This window comes from Arthrobacter pasteuri (assembly GCF_054510955.1).
The window spans coordinates 280,759-297,987 of the sequence record NZ_JBTNDO010000002.1 but is presented as its reverse complement, the minus strand read 5'-3'; the positions used below and the strand labels follow the sequence as shown (position 1 = coordinate 297,987).

General features: G+C 66.4%; 17 protein-coding genes. 6 read left to right on the top strand and 11 right to left on the bottom strand.

Features of this window, described 5'->3' with window-relative positions; genetic code table 11:
* Nucleotides 1-3: 3 nt before the first annotated feature.
* From ACX80H_RS12445 to ACX80H_RS12430, 4 genes are all read right to left on the bottom strand, one after another.
* Nucleotides 4-243, bottom strand: a complete 240-nt coding sequence (locus tag ACX80H_RS12445; protein WP_459313669.1) for an acetyl-CoA carboxylase — start codon at nt 241-243, stop codon at nt 4-6.
* 24 nt (nt 244-267) lie between these two features.
* Complete coding sequence (gene pxpA, locus ACX80H_RS12440; RefSeq protein ID WP_459313668.1) at nt 268-1,011, bottom strand: 5-oxoprolinase subunit PxpA; 744 nt, start codon at nt 1,009-1,011, stop codon at nt 268-270.
* Nucleotides 1,012-1,213: 202 nt separating this feature from the next.
* The gene (locus ACX80H_RS12435; protein WP_459313667.1) at nt 1,214-2,005 is read right to left on the bottom strand and encodes a pullulanase X25 domain-containing protein; all 792 of its coding nucleotides are present in this window, start codon (nt 2,003-2,005) and stop codon (nt 1,214-1,216) included.
* A gap of 336 nt (nt 2,006-2,341) precedes the next feature.
* Complete coding sequence (locus tag ACX80H_RS12430; RefSeq protein ID WP_459313666.1) at nt 2,342-3,430, bottom strand: SDR family oxidoreductase; 1,089 nt, start codon at nt 3,428-3,430, stop codon at nt 2,342-2,344.
* A gap of 223 nt (nt 3,431-3,653) precedes the next feature.
* Here ACX80H_RS12430 and ACX80H_RS12425 point away from each other — a divergent pair, with 223 nt between their 5' ends.
* Complete coding sequence (locus tag ACX80H_RS12425) at nt 3,654-4,076, top strand: DoxX-related protein (RefSeq protein WP_459313665.1); 423 nt, start codon at nt 3,654-3,656, stop codon at nt 4,074-4,076.
* Between the two features lie 34 nt (nt 4,077-4,110).
* On the opposite strand, the gene ACX80H_RS12420 is transcribed toward ACX80H_RS12425, so the two are convergent.
* The gene (locus ACX80H_RS12420; protein ID WP_459313664.1) at nt 4,111-4,434 is read right to left on the bottom strand and encodes an NIPSNAP family protein; all 324 of its coding nucleotides are present in this window, start codon (nt 4,432-4,434) and stop codon (nt 4,111-4,113) included.
* A gap of 481 nt (nt 4,435-4,915) precedes the next feature.
* On the opposite strand from ACX80H_RS12420, the gene ACX80H_RS12415 reads away from it, so the two are divergent.
* From ACX80H_RS12415 to ACX80H_RS12395, 5 genes are all read left to right on the top strand, one after another.
* Nucleotides 4,916-6,250 carry a sensor histidine kinase gene (locus ACX80H_RS12415; protein ID WP_459313663.1) on the top strand — a complete coding sequence of 445 codons (1,335 nt, stop codon included), beginning with the start codon at nt 4,916-4,918 and terminating at the stop codon, nt 6,248-6,250.
* Nucleotides 6,244-6,888, top strand: coding sequence for a response regulator (locus ACX80H_RS12410; protein ID WP_459313662.1), 645 nt, complete (start codon nt 6,244-6,246; stop codon nt 6,886-6,888). Before ACX80H_RS12415 ends, ACX80H_RS12410 begins: the two co-directional genes overlap by 7 nt.
* 475 nt (nt 6,889-7,363) lie before the next feature.
* Complete coding sequence (locus ACX80H_RS12405) at nt 7,364-9,277, top strand: coiled-coil domain-containing protein (RefSeq protein WP_459313661.1); 1,914 nt, start codon at nt 7,364-7,366, stop codon at nt 9,275-9,277.
* Nucleotides 9,278-9,505: 228 nt separating this feature from the next.
* The gene (locus ACX80H_RS12400; RefSeq protein WP_459313660.1) at nt 9,506-9,964 is read left to right on the top strand and encodes a hypothetical protein; all 459 of its coding nucleotides are present in this window, start codon (nt 9,506-9,508) and stop codon (nt 9,962-9,964) included.
* A 247-nt stretch (nt 9,965-10,211) separates the two neighbouring features.
* On the top strand, nt 10,212-11,132 hold the full coding sequence (locus ACX80H_RS12395) for a nuclease-related domain-containing protein (protein WP_459313659.1): 921 nt from the start codon (nt 10,212-10,214) through the stop codon (nt 11,130-11,132).
* Between the two features lie 544 nt (nt 11,133-11,676).
* Here the strand turns inward: ACX80H_RS12395 and ACX80H_RS12390 are convergent.
* From ACX80H_RS12390 to ACX80H_RS12365, 6 genes are all read right to left on the bottom strand, one after another.
* Nucleotides 11,677-12,612: a restriction endonuclease gene (locus tag ACX80H_RS12390; RefSeq protein ID WP_459313658.1), complete on the bottom strand. Its 936-nt coding sequence runs from the start codon at nt 12,610-12,612 to the stop codon at nt 11,677-11,679.
* A 76-nt stretch (nt 12,613-12,688) separates the two neighbouring features.
* Nucleotides 12,689-13,570: a GntR family transcriptional regulator gene (locus ACX80H_RS12385; protein ID WP_459313657.1), complete on the bottom strand. Its 882-nt coding sequence runs from the start codon at nt 13,568-13,570 to the stop codon at nt 12,689-12,691.
* 35 nt (nt 13,571-13,605) lie between these two features.
* Nucleotides 13,606-13,743: a hypothetical protein gene (locus ACX80H_RS12380; protein ID WP_459313656.1), complete on the bottom strand. Its 138-nt coding sequence runs from the start codon at nt 13,741-13,743 to the stop codon at nt 13,606-13,608.
* A 28-nt stretch (nt 13,744-13,771) separates the two neighbouring features.
* Nucleotides 13,772-14,797, bottom strand: a complete 1,026-nt coding sequence (gene pdxA / locus ACX80H_RS12375) for a 4-hydroxythreonine-4-phosphate dehydrogenase PdxA (protein ID WP_459313655.1) — start codon at nt 14,795-14,797, stop codon at nt 13,772-13,774.
* Nucleotides 14,794-16,092, bottom strand: a complete 1,299-nt coding sequence (locus ACX80H_RS12370) for a four-carbon acid sugar kinase family protein (RefSeq protein ID WP_459313654.1) — start codon at nt 16,090-16,092, stop codon at nt 14,794-14,796. Before ACX80H_RS12370 ends, pdxA begins: the two co-directional genes overlap by 4 nt.
* Nucleotides 16,089-17,174 (bottom strand): 2-keto-3-deoxygluconate permease, encoded by a 1,086-nt coding sequence (locus ACX80H_RS12365; protein WP_459313653.1) that lies wholly within the window; start codon nt 17,172-17,174, stop codon nt 16,089-16,091. The genes ACX80H_RS12370 and ACX80H_RS12365 overlap by 4 nt, the downstream gene beginning before the upstream one ends.
* Nucleotides 17,175-17,229 lie beyond the last annotated feature (55 nt).

Below are 17,229 nucleotides of genomic sequence, written 5' to 3'. Positions count from 1 at the left end.
CCGCTAGCCCTCCGACACCGTGGCGATGACGTCCCCGGGATTCACGGTCCCAGAGTCCTCGACCGCGAAGCTCTCCAGGGTGCCGGAGACTTCGCTGCGGATCTCGGAGAACTGCTTCATGATCTCCACGACACCGATGGTCTGACCCGCCTCGACGGCGTCGCCCTCGTTGACGAACGGGTCCTTGTCCGGTCCGGGCTTGCGGTAGAAGATGCCTGGCAGTGGGGAGACGATGTCGGCCACGGGGAGTCCTTTCGGGAGGTTGGGTCAGAACGAGTCGAGGGCAGAGCGGACTGCTGCCGCCACGGCGGGTGAGTTGGGCGCATCCGAGTGGACGCAGATGCTGTCGAACGGGATGGTGAGCAGGGTGCCGTCCGCGGCCTCGACCTGGCCGTCCGTCAGCGCACGGGTCACTCGCCGTGCGGCCGCTTCCGGATCCGTCGGTTCCGGGCGGCGCTGGATCAGCAGTTCGCCGGCGGGTCCGTAGTTGAGGTCCACGTAGAGCTCGGCGACGAACGGCACGCCGAGTTCCTCGCAGACGGACTGGTGTGCCGTGCCGGCGATGCCGTAGATCGGGACGTCGAAGAGCCGGGCTACGCGAGCCGCGCTCCGCATGAGCTCCGGGTCCCGGCCCAGCATGCCGTAGAGCGAGCCGTGCGGCTTGATGTGGTTGAGGGGCGCACCTTCCCGCCGCAGGAAGGCGCTGAGCGCCCCCACCTGGTAGAGGATGATGTGCTCCACCTCGGAGGGGGAGAGCTTCATCTCGCGGCGGCCGAAGCCCACGAGGTCCGGGAGCCCGGGGTGCGCGCCGATTCGGACGCCCTTCCCGTGGGCCGCGGCGACGGTGTCGGCCATGGCGTCCGGGTCACCCGAGTGGAAGCCGCAGGCCACATTGATGGCGTCCACGGTGTCCAGCAGTGCGAGGTCGTTGCCGAAGGAGTGAAGGCCGAGGGATTCGCCCATGTCCGAGTTGATCATCGGCGTCGCACGCCGCGCTCCGGGGTCCGTCATGGACCAACCATAGTGATCAGCCTGCTGACGATCTAGGGGGTCGGGCCCCAACTTTCTGCGACACGGGAGGACGCCTTCGAGTGCATTCCGGCCCGGCAGGTCCGGCGGGCGCACGCGTCGCGTGCTGAACGGTACGCCCTAAGACGACGACGGCCCCGCCCACTGCCGGAGCAGCGGGCGGGGCCCGGGACCGGATCCGGACCTAGGAGGTCTCGATGTCCTTCGTGGCGTAGTCGAACCGGATGGTCACCGAGGTGTCGGAGAGCAGGTGCAGCTCGTGGTTGTCGCCGTCGCGCACTCCGAACCGGCCGTAGTTCTCGTCCCAGGAGCCATTGACGAGGATCTTGAACTGGTAGTTGCCGGCGGGCAGCTGGAGGGTCTGCTTCCAGGTGTTCTCCGTGGGCTCCCACACGAACTGCAGCTCGCGGAGGTTGGTGCTCCAGTGGCCGGCCTCGCCGAACAGCGGGTCGAAGTCGCCCGAGAGGGTCACCGACTGGGGCTGGTCCTGCCACGCCTCGTCGGCGGGGGTGTCGGTCGGCGCGTGCTCGGGGGCGGTGTCCGAGACCTCGAGGGTCGGCGTGACATCCGGCGGAGTGGGGTCCTCGGCTCCCGACGAGGAGGCAGGGCCGGACGGCGCCAGGTCCGCCATCGTTTCCGAGACCTCGGAGGTTTCGGCCGTCTCGGGCGCACGCTCGGCCTGATCGGCCTGTGCCTCTTCACCAAGGGATTCCGGTGCCTGCGGCGCGTGTGCGGGGGCCTCGGCCTGTTCGGGCACGGGAGCTCCGCTGATCATGGCGTTCACGAACTGCTCCGGATCCGTGAAGGCGTGAACGGCGCGAACGCCTTCTTCCGTGGCGGTCCAGGCGCTGCGGCCCTTGACGAGCCAGCCGGCCTTCACGAGCTTCGCCGTCGCCGTCGTCAGGGCTTTGTAGCCGCGGGGGACACCCCCGCCGAGGAGTTCGGCTTCCTTGTCATCGAAGGGAACCTTCGCCACGGCCTGGGACAGCAGCTCGCTGGGTGCGACGGCGGTTCCGGACGACTGGTTGTCGGCCAGAAGGGCGAGGGTGGCACGGAGTCGTTCGTTGGTGCGGTTCCGGGGGGCGATGGCGGTCTCCTTCGTGGGCTTTCTGCGGCGTTCTGCCGTCCATCATCACCGAATCTGCGCGTGCACGGTAGTTATTTCCGGGAACGGATTCTTGTCCGGGCAGGCCTTCGGTGCTGGCGCGATGGACGGCAGCACCCTGATTTTATCGGAGGCTGGGAATTTCCGGTGTGTATGACGAGAAGCCGCGGCGACATTGCGTGCCCCGACCCGCCCGGCCGGATCCTGTCAGGCCAGTGGCGGGATGACCCGAGTAGCGGCCAGGTCGTCGAAGAGCTCGATAAAGCGGTCCTCCGTGTCGAGGCAGTCGGCGAATCCGTGCTGCCGGGCCTTGATGGTCGAGGTCACGTTGTCGAAGCCCGAGCGGAAGAGGAAGTCGCCGAAGGACCAGCCCACGAGGTCCTCGTAAGGGGTAGGGACAAGGCTGTACTTCGTCACCATGTGCTGCCAGAGGTCCTGGTGCTGCGGCATCGCTTCGGAGAGCAGGACGGGCTGCGGTTCGGCATAGTCCATGCCGAAGTGGCGGGCGAAGACCGGCCACAGGTGACGCCACCGGATCTGGTCACCGTTGGTGATGTTGTAGACCTCTCCGGCGGCTCGCGGCTCCGAACCTGCCCAGGCGGTCGCGCGGGCCAGCAGAGACGCATCGGTCACCTGGTACAGGGCGTCGTAGGCGGCGTGGGTGCCGGGGAAGCGCAGGGGCTGGCCGAGTTCCCGGCAGATGCTCGCGTAGACGGCGATGACCATGAGGATGTTCATCGGGTTGCCGACGGCGTACCCCACCACACCCTCCGGGCGCAGCATCGTCGCATCGAAGCCGTGCCTTGCTGCGGCAGCGCGGAGGATGTCCTCCTGCTCGTAGTAGAAGTTGGGCTGAATCAACCGCGGGTCCCGTTCCTTGGCGGGGGTGTTGAAGTAGCCCAGGTGCGCGCCGTAAGCCTTCCCGCCCTGGTACAGGGTGACGTGGCGGAGCGGTGCGCCGGCTGTTGCGAGGCCTTCCAGCGTGTTGACCAGCAGGGCACTGTTGACCTCGATCTGCTCCCTGGTGGTGGGCCGCTCGATGTAGGCGCCAAAGACCAGGTGCGTCGTGTCCCGCGCGGTTTCCAGGCCGGTCCGTGCTGCTTCCCGGTCGAGCAGGTCCACGGGCAGGTGGTCCCACCGGGCGCCAGGGACGGGTCGACGGCTCAGCCCGCGGACCAGGGCACCGCGGCTGGTGTACTCGTCCGCGGCATGCCGACCTATGACCCCGCCCGCTCCGGCGACCAGGACGACCTTCGACTCGTCTCCCACGGCTGGTGCGGTCTCGGCATCGGTCATGGTGGACTCCTTCGACGTCGGGGGATCACGATCGGTGGCGGCTGCGGGATTCCGGCTCCGGCCGATCCCAACGATATCCAGCTGGCACGCTCGTCAGGCAGGGTGCGTACGGGATGCTTCCTGCCCCTCTGATGGTGTATCAGGAAGGTCGAAGGTGGCATCCCGTGGTCCAGATTGCCTTTTGCTCGCGGGTCGATCGCGACTCGATGCTAGGCTCCGCCGGATGACTTCTCCTGCGCGCACCTCCCGGCACCGGACCATCGCGCGGCTCGTCCTCGGAGTCCTCCTCCTGGTCGCCGGGATCGCTCACCTGACTGTGGCGCGGTTCGAGTTCGCCGCCCAGGTCCCGTCCTGGCTGCCGATCGATGCCGACGTCGTGGTGGTGGTGTCCGGCGTCGTCGAACTGGTGCTCGGAGCGGGTCTGGTGTTCCTCGGTCGGCACCGCGTGCTGGTCGGCTGGGTCGTCGCGGTGTTCTTCGTCGTGATCTTCCCGGGCAACATCGCCCAGTATGTCGACGGCGTGAGCGCGTTCGGACTGGACACCGACGGCGCCCGGCTCGCCCGCCTGTTCTTCCAGCCCGTGCTGGTGCTCTGGGCGCTGTGGTCCACGGCAGCGTGGCGAGACCGGCGGATGCTACGGCGCTGATGCCTCCACTTGCGGCCCGGGCAGCTGACGCGGATTAGCGGGCGACGGCTATCGGGTACAGGCTCGTCGGCTCGAGCATCACCGACTCGATCTTCGCCGCCAGGGCGCCGTCCGCCTCAGACGCGGACTTCGCGTCGATCCATCGCTGGTCGGCCTGGAAAGCTGCCCAGTTGGCTTTCGGATCGCCCTCGTGCTCGAGGATGTAGAGGAGGACGTCGTCGGTTCCTGCGGGTGTCCAGTAGCCGAGGCTCTTCATGTTGTGCTCCGTGAAGAGGTCGATGGTGTTGTCACGGAAGCGCGCCATCAGGGCGTCCATCTTGCCCGGGTTGGCGGTGTAGGTACGGAGTTCGTAGGTCATGCGGTGCTCCTGTGCAGATGCAATGTGATGGGCGCGTTAGCGCGACCCAGCCCAGCATAGGCGCGGCGGCGCGGCGACGCCCGGAAAGGTGCGCGCTGTCGGCGGGCAGCGCCACCCACACCTTGCTTTCTGCGTCGGGACCATCGCTGGCAGTCTGACGAGCAGGCTCGTTGCTGCGGCGGAAGCAATCCTCCTCGGTGGTCGAGGCTGCTTCAACCCGAAATTCCGCGAATGCGCATATGAAGTGTGCACCGTTCATCGGTCAGGTCCTGAGATGGAAAAGACCTAGGGCACAGCGCCTGCAGGCCTATAACATGTGTCTCACGGCTGGGTAAGAACGGGTTGAAGTAAGTCCGAAAAAGTAGGTTCTTCGTCTTTTGGTGTGGTGAGGAGACCGAGCCCAGTGGCAGACCGCCCCGATGCGGAGAGTTTTAGAGGTGCTGTCTGGCTGACGCTGGCCGGATGGGCGATGGGGCTCGTTGTGACCGGACTCGTTCTGTGGAGCCCCGACGTGTTCTTCGGGTACCGCAATCCCTCTCTGCATCTGGTGGCGGACTCGGTTGACTCCTGCGTGGCCTTGCTGGTGGCGTATTTATTGTCCGGTCGGTTCGTGCGACGTGGCAGGCTGCAGGACTTGTTACTCGCGCAGAGTCTCGTGCTCCTGGCCGTTGCTGGGGCTGGTCTGTCGTGGATGAGTGAGTCCTTGAGCGAAGATCGCGACGTAACCTTCGATGTCTGGTTGCCACTGACGCTGAGGCTTATCGGGGCGGTCCTGATCGCGTCCGCCGCGCTGGTAAGCCCGGCCCGCCAGGTGCGTTTCAAATCGGGGTGGTGGGTGCTGGCCGTGCCCATGGTGGTCGTCGTCGTGACGTCTTTGGTCATGTGGGAAGGGCGCTTCCTGCTGCCCCTGGCTCTCGACCAGTCAGTGGACGCGGCCGCCCAACCTACGCTCCTCGCCGTCCATCCCTTGTTCCTGACGGCCCAGGGGGCCGCGGCGGTGTGCTTCATGGTGGCGTCGATTGTCTTCACCCAACGCGCGGCTGATCACTCTGACCGGCTGCTGCGTTGGATAGGCCCGGCGTGCGCCCTGGGTGCCTTCGCCCGCGTCAACTACGCCCTGTTTCCTTCGCTGTATACAGACTGGTTCTATACCGGCGACTTGTTGCGGACCGGCTTCTACCTGCTGCTCCTGATAGGGGCCAGCCGTGAGATCAAGCAGTACTGGGACGCCTACTCCCGGGTGGCTGTGCTCGAGGATCGGCGGCGCCTCGCGCGAGAGCTGCACGATGGGGTGGTTCAGGAGCTCGCGCTGCTGCGGATGGAAGGTTTTTCTCTTCCGCAGGGCCTACAAGCGAGGGACCGAATCCTCACAGGCTGCGATCGGGCGCTGGATGAGGCTCGTGCTGCGATTCATGCCTTCGGTCATGGCGGGGACGAAGCCCTGGGACTTGTCCTGCACCGGACGGCGCGGGAGCTGTCCCAGAGGTACCGGGTACGCCTGGAGGTCGATGTCGATGACTCCATTGAAGTCAGCGCCGAGCAGCAGCACGCGCTGGTTCGCATCACCCGCGAAGCCGTGGCGAACGCAGTTCGCCACGGCCGGGCCGGACATCTGCGCGTTCGCCTGAGCGCGGACGGTGACCGGCGGTGCCTGGCGGTTCAGGACGACGGAACGGGTTTCGACGTGGCCGGTGCCACGGGCATCGGCGCGGGCTATGGTTTGATCAGCATGCAGGAGCGGGCACGAGCCTTGCCTGGGTCCCTTGACGTGACATCGCAGCCGGGAGAGGGAAGCGTGGTGACGGTGGCATGGTAGACGAGCACCGGCTACGGGTTGTGATGGTCGATGACCATGCCCGGATCCGCGCGAAAGTTCGCCAGACGCTGGAAGCGGACGGCTGGGAGGTGTGCGGGGAGGGAGCGTCCGCCGAGGAAGCAATCCAACTCGCCCTAAAGCATCGTCCCGACGTGGTGTTGCTCGACATCCACATGCCCGGCAACGGAATCTACGCCGCTCAGCAGATCAGCAGGACGTTGCCCGAGGCCGCCGTAGTGATGCTCACCCAGTCTGCTGACGACGAGGATCTCTTCGACTCCCTGCGGGCGGGAGCTTCTGGGTACCTGCTCAAGAGCACGGCCCCCGCGACCCTCCCCGATGTGCTGCGCGGGGTGCTCTCCGGCGAGGCGGCGATGTCCCCCGCGCTCGTCACTCGCATCCTGCAGGAGTTCAGAGCGCCTGGTCGGAGCATCCTGCCCCGGAAGTCGGCGGCCGCCGCCAAGTTGAGTCCGCGCGAGCAGGAGGTCATGGAACTCCTCGCCCAGGAGTTGTCTACCGAGGATGTCGCCCACAAGCTGTTCGTCTCCCCAACAACGGTCCGTGTCCATGTCTCGACGGTCCTGCGCAAACTTCGCGTCAAGGACAGGAAGAGCGCCTTCCACCTCCTGAAGGGGTAGTGGGGTCCCGCCGCCACGAAACCACTCCGGAGGTTACTCATTTATCAGAACTTCCCCGGAGGGGCGTCCTGCCCGCCCCTGATATTGCAGGCTTCCTGTCTGCTCCTGACCGCAACCAGCGTTTAGGCATTTGAACGCGTGCGAACGGTTCTACTGTCCTGTTTCGCCGTAGCCTTAACTCATTACGACAGGCCGGCTGTCACACTACCGGACTGAAGCCCAGACCGCTGATACACCTGCCGAATTGCTTCCGCCACTGCTGATCCGCTTGAACGGCAGGGTTGCTCGCGCTGAATGAGAATCATTCCGCGGCCTTTCCAATTCTCTACTCAATACAGCACGCCCAAACGGGCCTGAACGAGGGAACACCATGAGCAAGGAATCTTCAGCTCGCGTCGCGACCGGGCCCACCGCGAAATCCGTCCTTATCCGTCGCGTTGCAAGCGTAGTGATCCTGCCTGGGATCCTGACCAGCATGCTGGTTCTCGCCCCGCAGGCTTCAGCCACGACGAGCCCGACCACGGGCATCTGCAACGGTGTGACGAACCAGCTCGCGCACCGGGGGATGGTGCAGCCGAACCTGCTCAAGGCCGCGGCCCGGCAGAACGCCGAGCTGATTGCGAAGCTGCAGGCCGACCGCGCCGGACTGGTCACGCAGCAGACGACGCTGGCCGGGCAGATCGCGGCGGCGGAGAAGCAGATTGCTGACCTGGACGCCGCGAACGCGAAGCTGGACGGTGACATCGCCGCCGCCGAGATGCTGCTGACCAAGATGACTGAGGATCGGGCGACATTGGACGCGGCCATCAAGGCCGCCGAGGTCGAGCTCACGAACCTGCGGGGCGATCGCACGGCGCTGGTCGACCAGATCACGCCGCTGCAGACCCAGCTCACTGACGCCCAGAAGACCCTCGCGGGGTTGAACACGCAGAAGGCCGGCGTGGAGAGCAGCCTCGTCACCAAAAGGGGTGAGCTCGCCACTGCGACTACTCGATTGGAGAGCGCTACCGCGGCCGCCACCACTGCTCAGAACGCCGTCAACGCGCAGCTGCTCGCCATCGAGAAGGCCACCCAGGAGCTGGCCGTGCTGGTCGCTCAGGGCGACGCAGCCCAGGTCCTCGTGGACGCCGCCGAGAAGAAGCTGGCCGACGTCCGGGCCGCGCTGCCGGGGCTGGAGGCCACCGCCAAGACCGCCGACACCAACGCTGCTGCGGCGACCGCCGCGGTCGTCAAGGCCGAGGAGGACCTCCGCCTGGCCGAGCAGAGCGTCACCACCCTGAGCCAGCAGATCAGCACGATCGAGGCCAGGCTGCCCGTCCTGAACGCTGAGATCGCCGGCCTCAAGGGCGACATCGTCACCAAGGAGGCGCAGATCGCCGCCAAGCAGGCGGAGATCGCCGCGGCGACCGCCACGTCCGGAACCAGCACGACGGTGGCGGCGCTCGAGGCGGAGATCGCCCGTCTGCGGGAGCTGCGTCAGGCGTCGAACAACAACGCCGAGAAGCAGCGCCTGCAGGACCAGATCACGGAGCTGAACAAGCAGTTGACGGCCGCGAAGGCGCAGACCACTGACAACACGGCGCTCATAACGGCCCTGAACGGTGACCTCACCAAGCTGCAGGGCGAGCTGGCCCTTCTGAACTCCCAGCTGTCGGCCAAGCAGCAGGAGTCCAGCAACCTGCAGCAGGCTCTCCCGGGACTGCAGACCACCCTCGCCGGCGCCAACCAGCAGTTCACAAGTGCCACGCAAACTCTGGCCGACGCCAAGGTTGCGCAGACCGCCGCGAATAAGGCTCTGGCCGATGCCAACGCCGCCGTGGCCGCGAAGAAGGCCGAGATTGCCGCCCTGGAGGCCGCGCTCCCGGGCCTGACCGGTGACCTCACCGCCGCTAAGGCGGAGATCACCGCGAAGCAGGGTGAGCTCAAGGCCCTCGAGGACGCCCTGCCGGGTCTGCAGGCCACCCTGACGGCCGCTAACACGGCGGTGACGAAGGAGACCGCCGAGGTCACCCGCCTCGACGGCGAGGTCAACGCGCTGGTGACCAAGTTGGCTGGGCTGAACAGCCAAATCACTGCCGCGGAGGAAGCGATCCTGTCGCTGCAGAACCGGCTCACGCCGCTGCAGACCTCGCTGAACACGCTCACTCAGCAGATCAGCGAGAAGGAGGCGGCACTTACTACCGCCAAGTCCGACCTGAACGCTCTTGACGCCAAGATCGTCACCCAGTCAGCCACGCTCCGAACACTGGAAAGCGCCAAGAAGGTCAACCGCGACGCGGTCGCCGCCCAGAAGGTCGTCGTAGCCGGTCTGCAGACCCAGTACGCAGCAGTGCTGGACAGGATCGCCCTCATCGACGGAACGATCGCGCTCGGGGGTTGCCTCGCCTGATAGACCGCGACTCCCCGAAGCGCCCCAGGAGCCGATTCTCCCGGGGCGCTTCGCTGTCTACCTGCGATGCAGCACGGTTCAGGCGCACTCACGTTCCACGAGATCTTGCACCACCCGCTCAATCCCACGAGGGCGCAATTCGCGCCGCCGGTCCTTGTTGCATTGGCTCAAATGTCGGTGCCGCCACCGACGATGGTCCTATACAGGAGCTGCTGCGATGGAGACTGAATGCTCGAGCTAGCGGAACTGACCGATACCCACCTCGAACTCACGCTCGACCTCCAGTGGGAGGAATCCCTGGAATGGCAAGCCCAAATCGGCCGACTCCACACCGACTGGCAAGAGCTGACATCGGTCAGTCAACTGGTGGGAATCGCCCAGATGGTTGGCGGAGAGGGCGACTGGTTCACGGTACAGACCAGGGGAGACGCGCCGGGTCGGTATGCCCAGGCGATGAACACGGGTTCCGGGTATCTGGTGGAGGTTGCGCAGACGGACGGCAGCATCACGCGTAACTGGCGGATCGGACTAGGTGTCGCGGCAGACGATGCAGGCAACCTGCCCTTCTCGGCCCCTGCCCAGTCGCAGAATCTCACCCTCGCAGCAGTGGTGGAGGTATTCATTTCCTGGTTTCGGGGGAGCGGTCTCCCGCTGGGGTACGGGGCTGCGCAGCGGATCTACGGTTGAAGGCCGGTATCTTCGGCACTTCTAGGCCGGGGTCCACGGCGCCGTCGGATTCGGGCGCCGTGGAGCCTCAATCTGAGCCAGTCGGGCTGTAGAAGTCCTGACAGCTCACAGCTGTCCACCCGTCTTGTCGGCGGTAGCGATTCCTTCCTGCGAGCCGAGAAATCCTGCTGCACTCCTGTGCTTTTCCTTCAGAGTCACGCACCTGAGCTCTCCTAGGCTTATTCAGCAGACATATGGGGGAGAGAACGTGGAAGCAGGTCAGGGCGCTGCGGAGCAGGCTCGGCGAATAGGTGAGCGTGTTTCCCGGCTGGAAGCAGAACTCAAGCAGCTGGAGGCCGATCTCGAGCAAGCGCGGAAGGCGCAGCAGGCATGGCTCGCCGGAGCCCAGGGCGAAGCGCGAGTCGGCGAGCACCTGCGCCGGCTGGAGATCCAGGGCTGGAGGATGCTTCACGACGTGCACTGGCCCGGCCGGCCGAAGGCGAACCTCGATCACATCGCTGTCGGACCCGGCGGCGTCTTGGTCATCGATGCCAAGAACTGGTCGGGTGACGTGCACTTGCGTGACGGGGAGCTCCGTCAGAACGGCTACACGCGGAAGTCTCAGACAGCGTCGGCGCTCGAGCAGTGTGCAGCAGTGGCAGCCTTGCTGGAACCACAGCATCGGAGCACGGCACAGGCATGGATCTGCCTGGTGGGCCAACCTGACCTCATCGGTTCGACCAATGCCGGCGTGACAGTGGTCGGCATTGACGGGCTAGTCGATGCGGTGCTTGCGCTACCGCCGGTCCTTGAGGAAGTGTTCGTCAGTGCAATTCACGACTACCTGAAGGGGCTGCTGGCAGGGCCGACAAGTCCAGCGGTGGCAACAACTGCGATGTTCGATCGCCCGGAGCCCGAGTCGTCGCTTCTCGCAGCTCGGCGTGTGGCTGCAGCGCGCGTGGTTTTCGCCGATCGACCTCAAGCGGCGCCTAGGATGCGCTCGGTCAAACCGACCAATCGACGACGTCGAAAGAACGAGCCCAGCTGTCTGGGTGCCATGTGGCGTCTTGTGCTGTTGGCCCTGGTGCTATGGATCGGAGCAGGAGCGCTGCAACAGTTCGCGGAATCGCTGTCGACACCGCCGTCGCAGCAGTCACCCGGCGTCGTGCAGCCCGAGGTACTTAGGTAGCTGGTCGACATGCAGGTCCTCCGAATAAGCCCGTCGTCGTTGACAGTGGGACCGCGCTTATGTCGGCCCTCCTTTATCCCTAAGTTGGGGCAGCCGGCGTGCAACTTACAAAAACTTCTAGTGGCTCGGGGGAGAATCTGAAACGTCACGGCGCCCGCCTAACCTCTGGGTATGACGACGACGAAACAGAACAAGTCCGCCCTTATTGAGCAGTGTCCTCGATGCGGGTCTGAGGCTTGGCCGATCGCCTATGGCATGGTCCCGCCATCCATGCAGGAAGTGAACCCGCGCGTGGTCTACGCAGGCTGCGTTATGACCGAGGAGTGGCGTGTCGACCCTGCCACCGGCGATTCTCAGTGCGGAACGCCCGAATGGGAGTGCCAGGCAAGCGGGTGCCGCAACCGCTGGTGGTAGGAAGCCGGTGACGAGCGTCAAGTGCTCCATTTGGCGATACGCGGGCGGTCGCCGAGGTGATTCTCGCACCCGGGCTGGTGTGCACAATTTTGCCGCGACTCAGTAAGGCAGATATGAGGGCGCTCGCCCGCTACTCAAAGAAGTCCTCGTCGACCTCGACGACGGTGTACACCTTCGCTACCTGTACGCCCACGGAATGCCTAATCATTAGGTCGGTGAGCTGTTTACCGTCAATTAGGATGATGCGAGTCGGGATGGCCCGAGCGTAATCGAGTGCCTGAGTTGAGAAGCGGCTTGTGGTGATGAACACTCCCCTGGATGCACCGCGGCCAGCCAGCGCTCCGACGAATGATTGGATAGCTTCTCGCCCGACCGTTGACTCCGCCGCGTAGCGTTTGGCCTGAATGTAAATCTGATCAAGACCGAGGGCGTCTTGGTCAATAACTCCGTCCACACCTCCGTCCCCGGTTCCGCCAATGCGCCGACCGCGGTTCTCTGCGCCTCCGTAGCCCATCGCGAGAAGCAGTTTCACTACGGCTTCTTCAAAAAAGTCCGGATGCCGTTCTTGAAGTCGCTTTAGAAGATCTGTGGCGACGTCGGCCCGCAACAGCTCGATGCCACCTTCAATTTGCTCAGTCGGATCGAGTTCAGATTCCTCATCAGTCCGCGTTTGAACCGCGTTGTTCGTTGAGACATTCTGCCGTCTTGGCTCATAGTCGTTATACGCAGGTATAGCTCGAAGTGTTTCCTTCGTAATGTTCTCCCCGTTGGCAGCGAGTAACTGCCGGCCGACATCGGTGATGGTGAAGCGTCCCCGTTCAGGTTTGGCCACTGCGGTAGCTCGTGTCAGGTCGGACATCGCCCACCCGATCCGATTCTCGGCGCTCGGCTGCCCTGAGGCGAGGAGAATTGCGCGTTGATCCTCCGGAATGGCTTCCTGATCGAGCACGTCGGCGATCAGTTCGCGTCTAGTCCTTGTTCTCCCGTCAGACAAAACCTTCAGCACTGGCCGCATGAATTCGTGCCACTTCGGCATTGGTTCTACCATCGATTCGCTGTCTGACACTCGAGTCACCCTATTGGTTGAGGAAGCTGGTTCCGCTTGGTCTGCGCTGCCGGCGGTTGCGCTTCACTTGACCCTATTAGATGCGGTGATCCTCGGAAGCCGACAAGTCGTCCGCAAGGCGTAGGAGATCTTCGCTGACACGGCGCGCGCGGTCGGAAAGAGAATCAGGAAAGCTCGCGGTAGCCGACGCCGGCGCTCCGCCGGGCTCTCCCTGTACGTCGATGTCGAACACCACGTGGTCGGGGTGGTGCCAGGTCGAGAAGACCTCCACAGGCCGCCCGTCCTGGTCGTAGCTGGTGCCCTCCAGCAGCAGGACCGGCGACCCCGTGTCCAGGTGCAGCAGCCCCAGCAGGTCCCGATCACCGGGCACTGCCCTGATCTGCCGCTTCCCGGACGCGATCTGCACGCCGAACTTGTCCCCGAGCACGGCGTGGAGCGAGGCGTCCCGGAGATCCTCGGCGGCCAACGAGGAGAATGCCGGCGCAGGTAGCCAGGTATGGATGACGGCGATCGGCACACCGTCGGCCGTCCTCACCCGCTCGAGGGCGAGGACCTGTGGCGTCCCGAGGACCGCCGTCGACGCATCGGCGTCCTGCACCACCAGCGAGAGCACCTTCGTACCCACCGTCGCCCCGGTGCTCCCGATCTGCGCCGAGAGCCCCGAGGTGCGGTGCACCAGGCGGTGATGCTCGCGCCGGGGCGCGACCGTACTGCCGCGGCCACGGCCGCGCTCGATCAGCCCTTCATCCGCCAGGGCGCCGAGGGCCTGACGCACCACGGACCGGGACACGCCGTACCGCACCTGCAGCTGCGCCTCGCTGGGCAGCGACGTCCCCGGCGGTAGCGAGTGGTTCATGATCTGCGCCCGCAGGTGACCACGGAGCTGCAGGTGCAGCGGCTCGCTGCTCCCGGCGTCGAGCGTGCGCTCGGGAGCGCCAGGGGTTTCTGTTCCAGCCATGAGGTCTGCTCCGGTTCAGGATCGTCGTCGAGGAGCTACTCGCCCGGGCTGTCCGAGGGCGACGAGCCGTCGTCGTCGTGCTCCTCGAGAACCTTGCCGTCGTGGACCCGCTTGAGCTCGATGCCCTCGAGGAACCGGGGGACGGGAGGGTCGAGGTCTTCGTCGCTAGTCATGGTCTCGATCCTAGATGTCCGGAGCCAGCTACTTCTTCTGGGCGGTCCGCCATACGTGGTCCCAGCCCGGCGCCAGCGCGGCGGCCCGGCGCATCGACAGCACGAGGCTCGCCTCGCGGGCGATGCCCTGCCCGGCGATGTCGAACGCCGTGCCGTGGTCCACCGAGACGCGGACGACGGGCAGACCGACGGTGATGTTCACGCCGTCGTCGCCGTACACCGCTTTGAAGGGTGCGTGGCCCTGATCGTGGTAGCAGGCGATGACCATGTTCCATTTGCCCTTGACCGCGGCGGGGATGAGCGCGTCCGCGGGGATGGGCCCGTGCACGTTGATGCCGTTCTCGCGGGCGGCGGCGACGGCGGGGGCGAGGATGTCGGCGTCCTCGTCACCGAAGAGCCGGTTCTCGCCGGCGTGCGGGTTGAGACCGGCGAGGCCGATGGGCTCGTCCGGATTGCCGAGCGCCCTCGTGAAGGCACTGACGAGCTCGATGACGTTGGTGGTGCGCTCGGGCGTGACGTCCTCGATGGCCTGCCGCAGGGAGACGTGGGTGGTGAGGTGGAAGAAGTAGAGGTCGCCCGCGGAGAGGACGAGGCTGAAGTTCTCCACGCCGAACTCGTGCGCAAGCAGCTCCGTGTGGCCGGGCCACTTGTGCCCACCGGCGTGCATCGCGGCCTTGTTGAGCGGCGCCGTGACGATGCCCTGCACCTTGCCCTCGCGGGCCAGGCGGCAGGCCTCGACGACGAAGCGGTAGGAGCCATCGCCCGCGGCAGGGCTCAGCTCGCCGAGCTTCACGTCGGCCAATGACGGTCCGGTCTGCAGGAGCTCGATGATGCCGGGCTCGTTCGTCGCGCCCTCGATCGAGGACAGCACGCGGACCTTGTCCGGATCGCCGCCCACGTTGGTGACGCCCTGGCGCATGGCGGCTTCGTCGCCGATGACGACGGGCACGCACTCCTGCCGGACGTCGTCGTGCCCGAGGAGGGACTTCGCGGTGATCTCCGGTCCGATGCCGGCGACGTCGCCGAGGGTGACGGCGAGGGTGGGGATGCTCATGAGGATGCCTCCGTGGAGTGGGCGAGGGTGGGTGTGAGGGTTCGGGTGAGTTCGGTGACGGTGTCGAGCAGGGCGGGGACGGCCCCGAAGCCGCCGGCTTTCGTTACGACGATCTTCCCAGCCGCGGTGCCGCCTTCGACGACGCCGACCGGGATGCCCTCCTGGATGGCGCCGGTGATGCGCAGCGCCAGGGCGCGGGTGGCGTCGAGGACGGCGCGGGCTCCGTCGCCGCCGACGAGCACGAGGGCGCCGACGGATGCGCGGGACAGGGTCTGCTGCACCACGGACGCAAGGCTGCGGGCGATGGCTGCACCGCCAAGGGTCGCGGAGCCGCCGACCGCCTCGGGGGAGATGATGACCACCACCCGCGGGAGGGACTCCGGGAGCTCGAGCTCTCCGGCGGCCCATTGGGCGAGCCGGTTCGGCTGGTCGAGCAGCGACTCGTCGGGCTGCAGGATGCGGAGGTCGGCCGGGTCCAGCTGGGAGCGCAGGTGGTCGGTCTGGGCGCGGGCGACGTCGTGCAGCGAACTGACGACGACGACGATCCGCTGCCCCTGAGCGGCCGGGGCCGGTTCCGGGGAGGTGCGCACGGCTCCCGACTCCGCCCAGGCTGTTGCCAGCGCAGCGGCGAGGCCGGCCGACCCGGCGGGGATCGCCGCCGGACCGGCGACGACGAGTGCTGCCGCAAGGGCGCGGAGGTCGTCGTCGGACGTCGCATTGACGACCACGACGCCGTCGCCCGCCGCGATCCGGAGCGCCTGCGCATCCCGCTCGGCGGAGCCGCTGAGGCTGACCGTCGTCGTGCCGGGCAGGAGTTGCGAGAACTCGCTCGTCGGAACCGGCGTGACCGGATCGCGGCCCGCGGGGGAGTCCTCGACCGGTCCGCCGTGGACGCGCAGCAGACCGTCCTCGACGGTGCGCCCCATGGCCGGATAGGCCGGGCACACGACGGCGAAGCAGCCGGGGTGCCGCTCCTGCCATGCGTCGAGGGCCCCGGCCACCTGCGCCGGGACGCTGCCGCGCATGGTGGAATCGATCTTCAGGTACAGGCGGTCGGCCCCGGCGGTGACGAGGTTCCTGATGGCGCTCGCCGTGGCCTGACGGGCGGTGGCGGTTTCCATCGCGCGGGCGTCGGTGTTCACGGCCAGGGCACTGCCCGGTGCCACCGAGTCCGGGAGCAGTTCCCCCAACAGCAGCCGGGAGGACCAGCCGGTGCGGGAGAACTGGACCACGGAGTCAGTGGCGCCGGTGACGTCGTCGGCCGCGATGCCGACGATGGGTGCGGAAGGTGTCACGGTCGGTCGTCTTCCTGCGTCCGGCGCGGTCGGGTGACCGGTGCGGACGGATCACCGGCGGGCGGGAGTTCGGAGGCGGACGTAGGGGTGACCGCGACGGCGTCGTCCGTATCCAGTCCGCCTTGGCGCTTGAGCACCCAGGTGGCGAGGAGCGGGGCGAAGATTGCGGTGACCAGCACGGCCGAGGCGACCTGCGCCGTCGCCACCTCCACGAACGGGGAGAAGCTCGGGTCCGCGGCTGCGACGATCGCCGGGGTCGCGATCGAGTTGCCGGCCGTGGTCGCCGAGGCGATGCCGATGCCGGACTTGGCGCCGCGGCGCAGGACGAAGCGGTAGCCGATGTAGACGAGGGCGCCGGTGATCAGGGTGGCGGCGATGCCGACGAAGATGCCGCCGATGCCGCCGGCGATGACGTTGCGGAGGTCGATGCCGGTGCCGAGGGCGAAGGCGAAGAACGGGATGACGATGTTTGGAACGGGCCGCATGACCTCGGTCCACTTCGCGTCGAGGTTGCCGACGATGAAGCCGAGGATCAGGGGGATGGCGGCGGCGAGCAGAGTGAGGAATGGGATGTTGCCGAGGCCCGACATGCCGAGGAAGAGCAGGGTGAAGAAGGGGCCGTCATTGATGGCCGAGGCCATGTAGGCGCCGCGGTCGCGGTAGTCGCCGTAGCGGCCGGTGAAGGCGAGCCAGAGGCCGCCGTTGCTGTTGTCGAAGCTGGCCAGCAGGGCGAGGATCGAGATGCCGAGGATGCCCTCGACGCCGACGACGAGGCCGAGGCCTGCGACGAGGGCGGCGGGGATGATCGTCTTGAACAGCAGGATGACGCCGGTGGTCGCGAGGACGGGGCCGGAGGCCTTGGCGGTGATCTGCATGCCGGTGGCGAAGATCAGCACGGCGATGAGGGGTAGGGCCGACTCGGCGAACAGGGCGGTGGTGAAGCTGCCGAGTTCCAGGAAGCCGGGGGCGAAGGTCCCGACGATGGAGCCGAGGATCAGGGGGATGAGCATGAGGCCGCCGGGGATGCGGTTCATGCCGTCGAACAGGGGGATGCGGGATTTCGGAAGCGATTCGGCTGCCATGGCGAATCTTCTCTCTGTACGGGAGGTCGGTATGTGAACGGGGGAGTACGTACAA

Coding starts and splice junctions, on each gene's coding strand:
- pxpA (WP_459313668.1), bottom strand. CDS start 1,011: ATGACGGACCCCGGAGCGCGGCGTGCGACGCCGATGATCAACTCGGAC.
- ACX80H_RS12430 (WP_459313666.1), bottom strand. CDS start 3,430: ATGACCGATGCCGAGACCGCACCAGCCGTGGGAGACGAGTCGAAGGTC.
- ACX80H_RS12425 (WP_459313665.1), top strand. CDS start 3,654: ATGACTTCTCCTGCGCGCACCTCCCGGCACCGGACCATCGCGCGGCTC.
- ACX80H_RS12420 (WP_459313664.1), bottom strand. CDS start 4,434: ATGACCTACGAACTCCGTACCTACACCGCCAACCCGGGCAAGATGGAC.
- ACX80H_RS12410 (WP_459313662.1), top strand. CDS start 6,244: ATGGTAGACGAGCACCGGCTACGGGTTGTGATGGTCGATGACCATGCC.
- ACX80H_RS12405 (WP_459313661.1), top strand. CDS start 7,364: ATGCTGGTTCTCGCCCCGCAGGCTTCAGCCACGACGAGCCCGACCACG.
- ACX80H_RS12400 (WP_459313660.1), top strand. CDS start 9,506: ATGCTCGAGCTAGCGGAACTGACCGATACCCACCTCGAACTCACGCTC.
- ACX80H_RS12385 (WP_459313657.1), bottom strand. CDS start 13,570: ATGGCTGGAACAGAAACCCCTGGCGCTCCCGAGCGCACGCTCGACGCC.
- ACX80H_RS12380 (WP_459313656.1), bottom strand. CDS start 13,743: ATGACTAGCGACGAAGACCTCGACCCTCCCGTCCCCCGGTTCCTCGAG.
- pdxA (WP_459313655.1), bottom strand. CDS start 14,797: ATGAGCATCCCCACCCTCGCCGTCACCCTCGGCGACGTCGCCGGCATC.
- ACX80H_RS12365 (WP_459313653.1), bottom strand. CDS start 17,174: ATGGCAGCCGAATCGCTTCCGAAATCCCGCATCCCCCTGTTCGACGGC.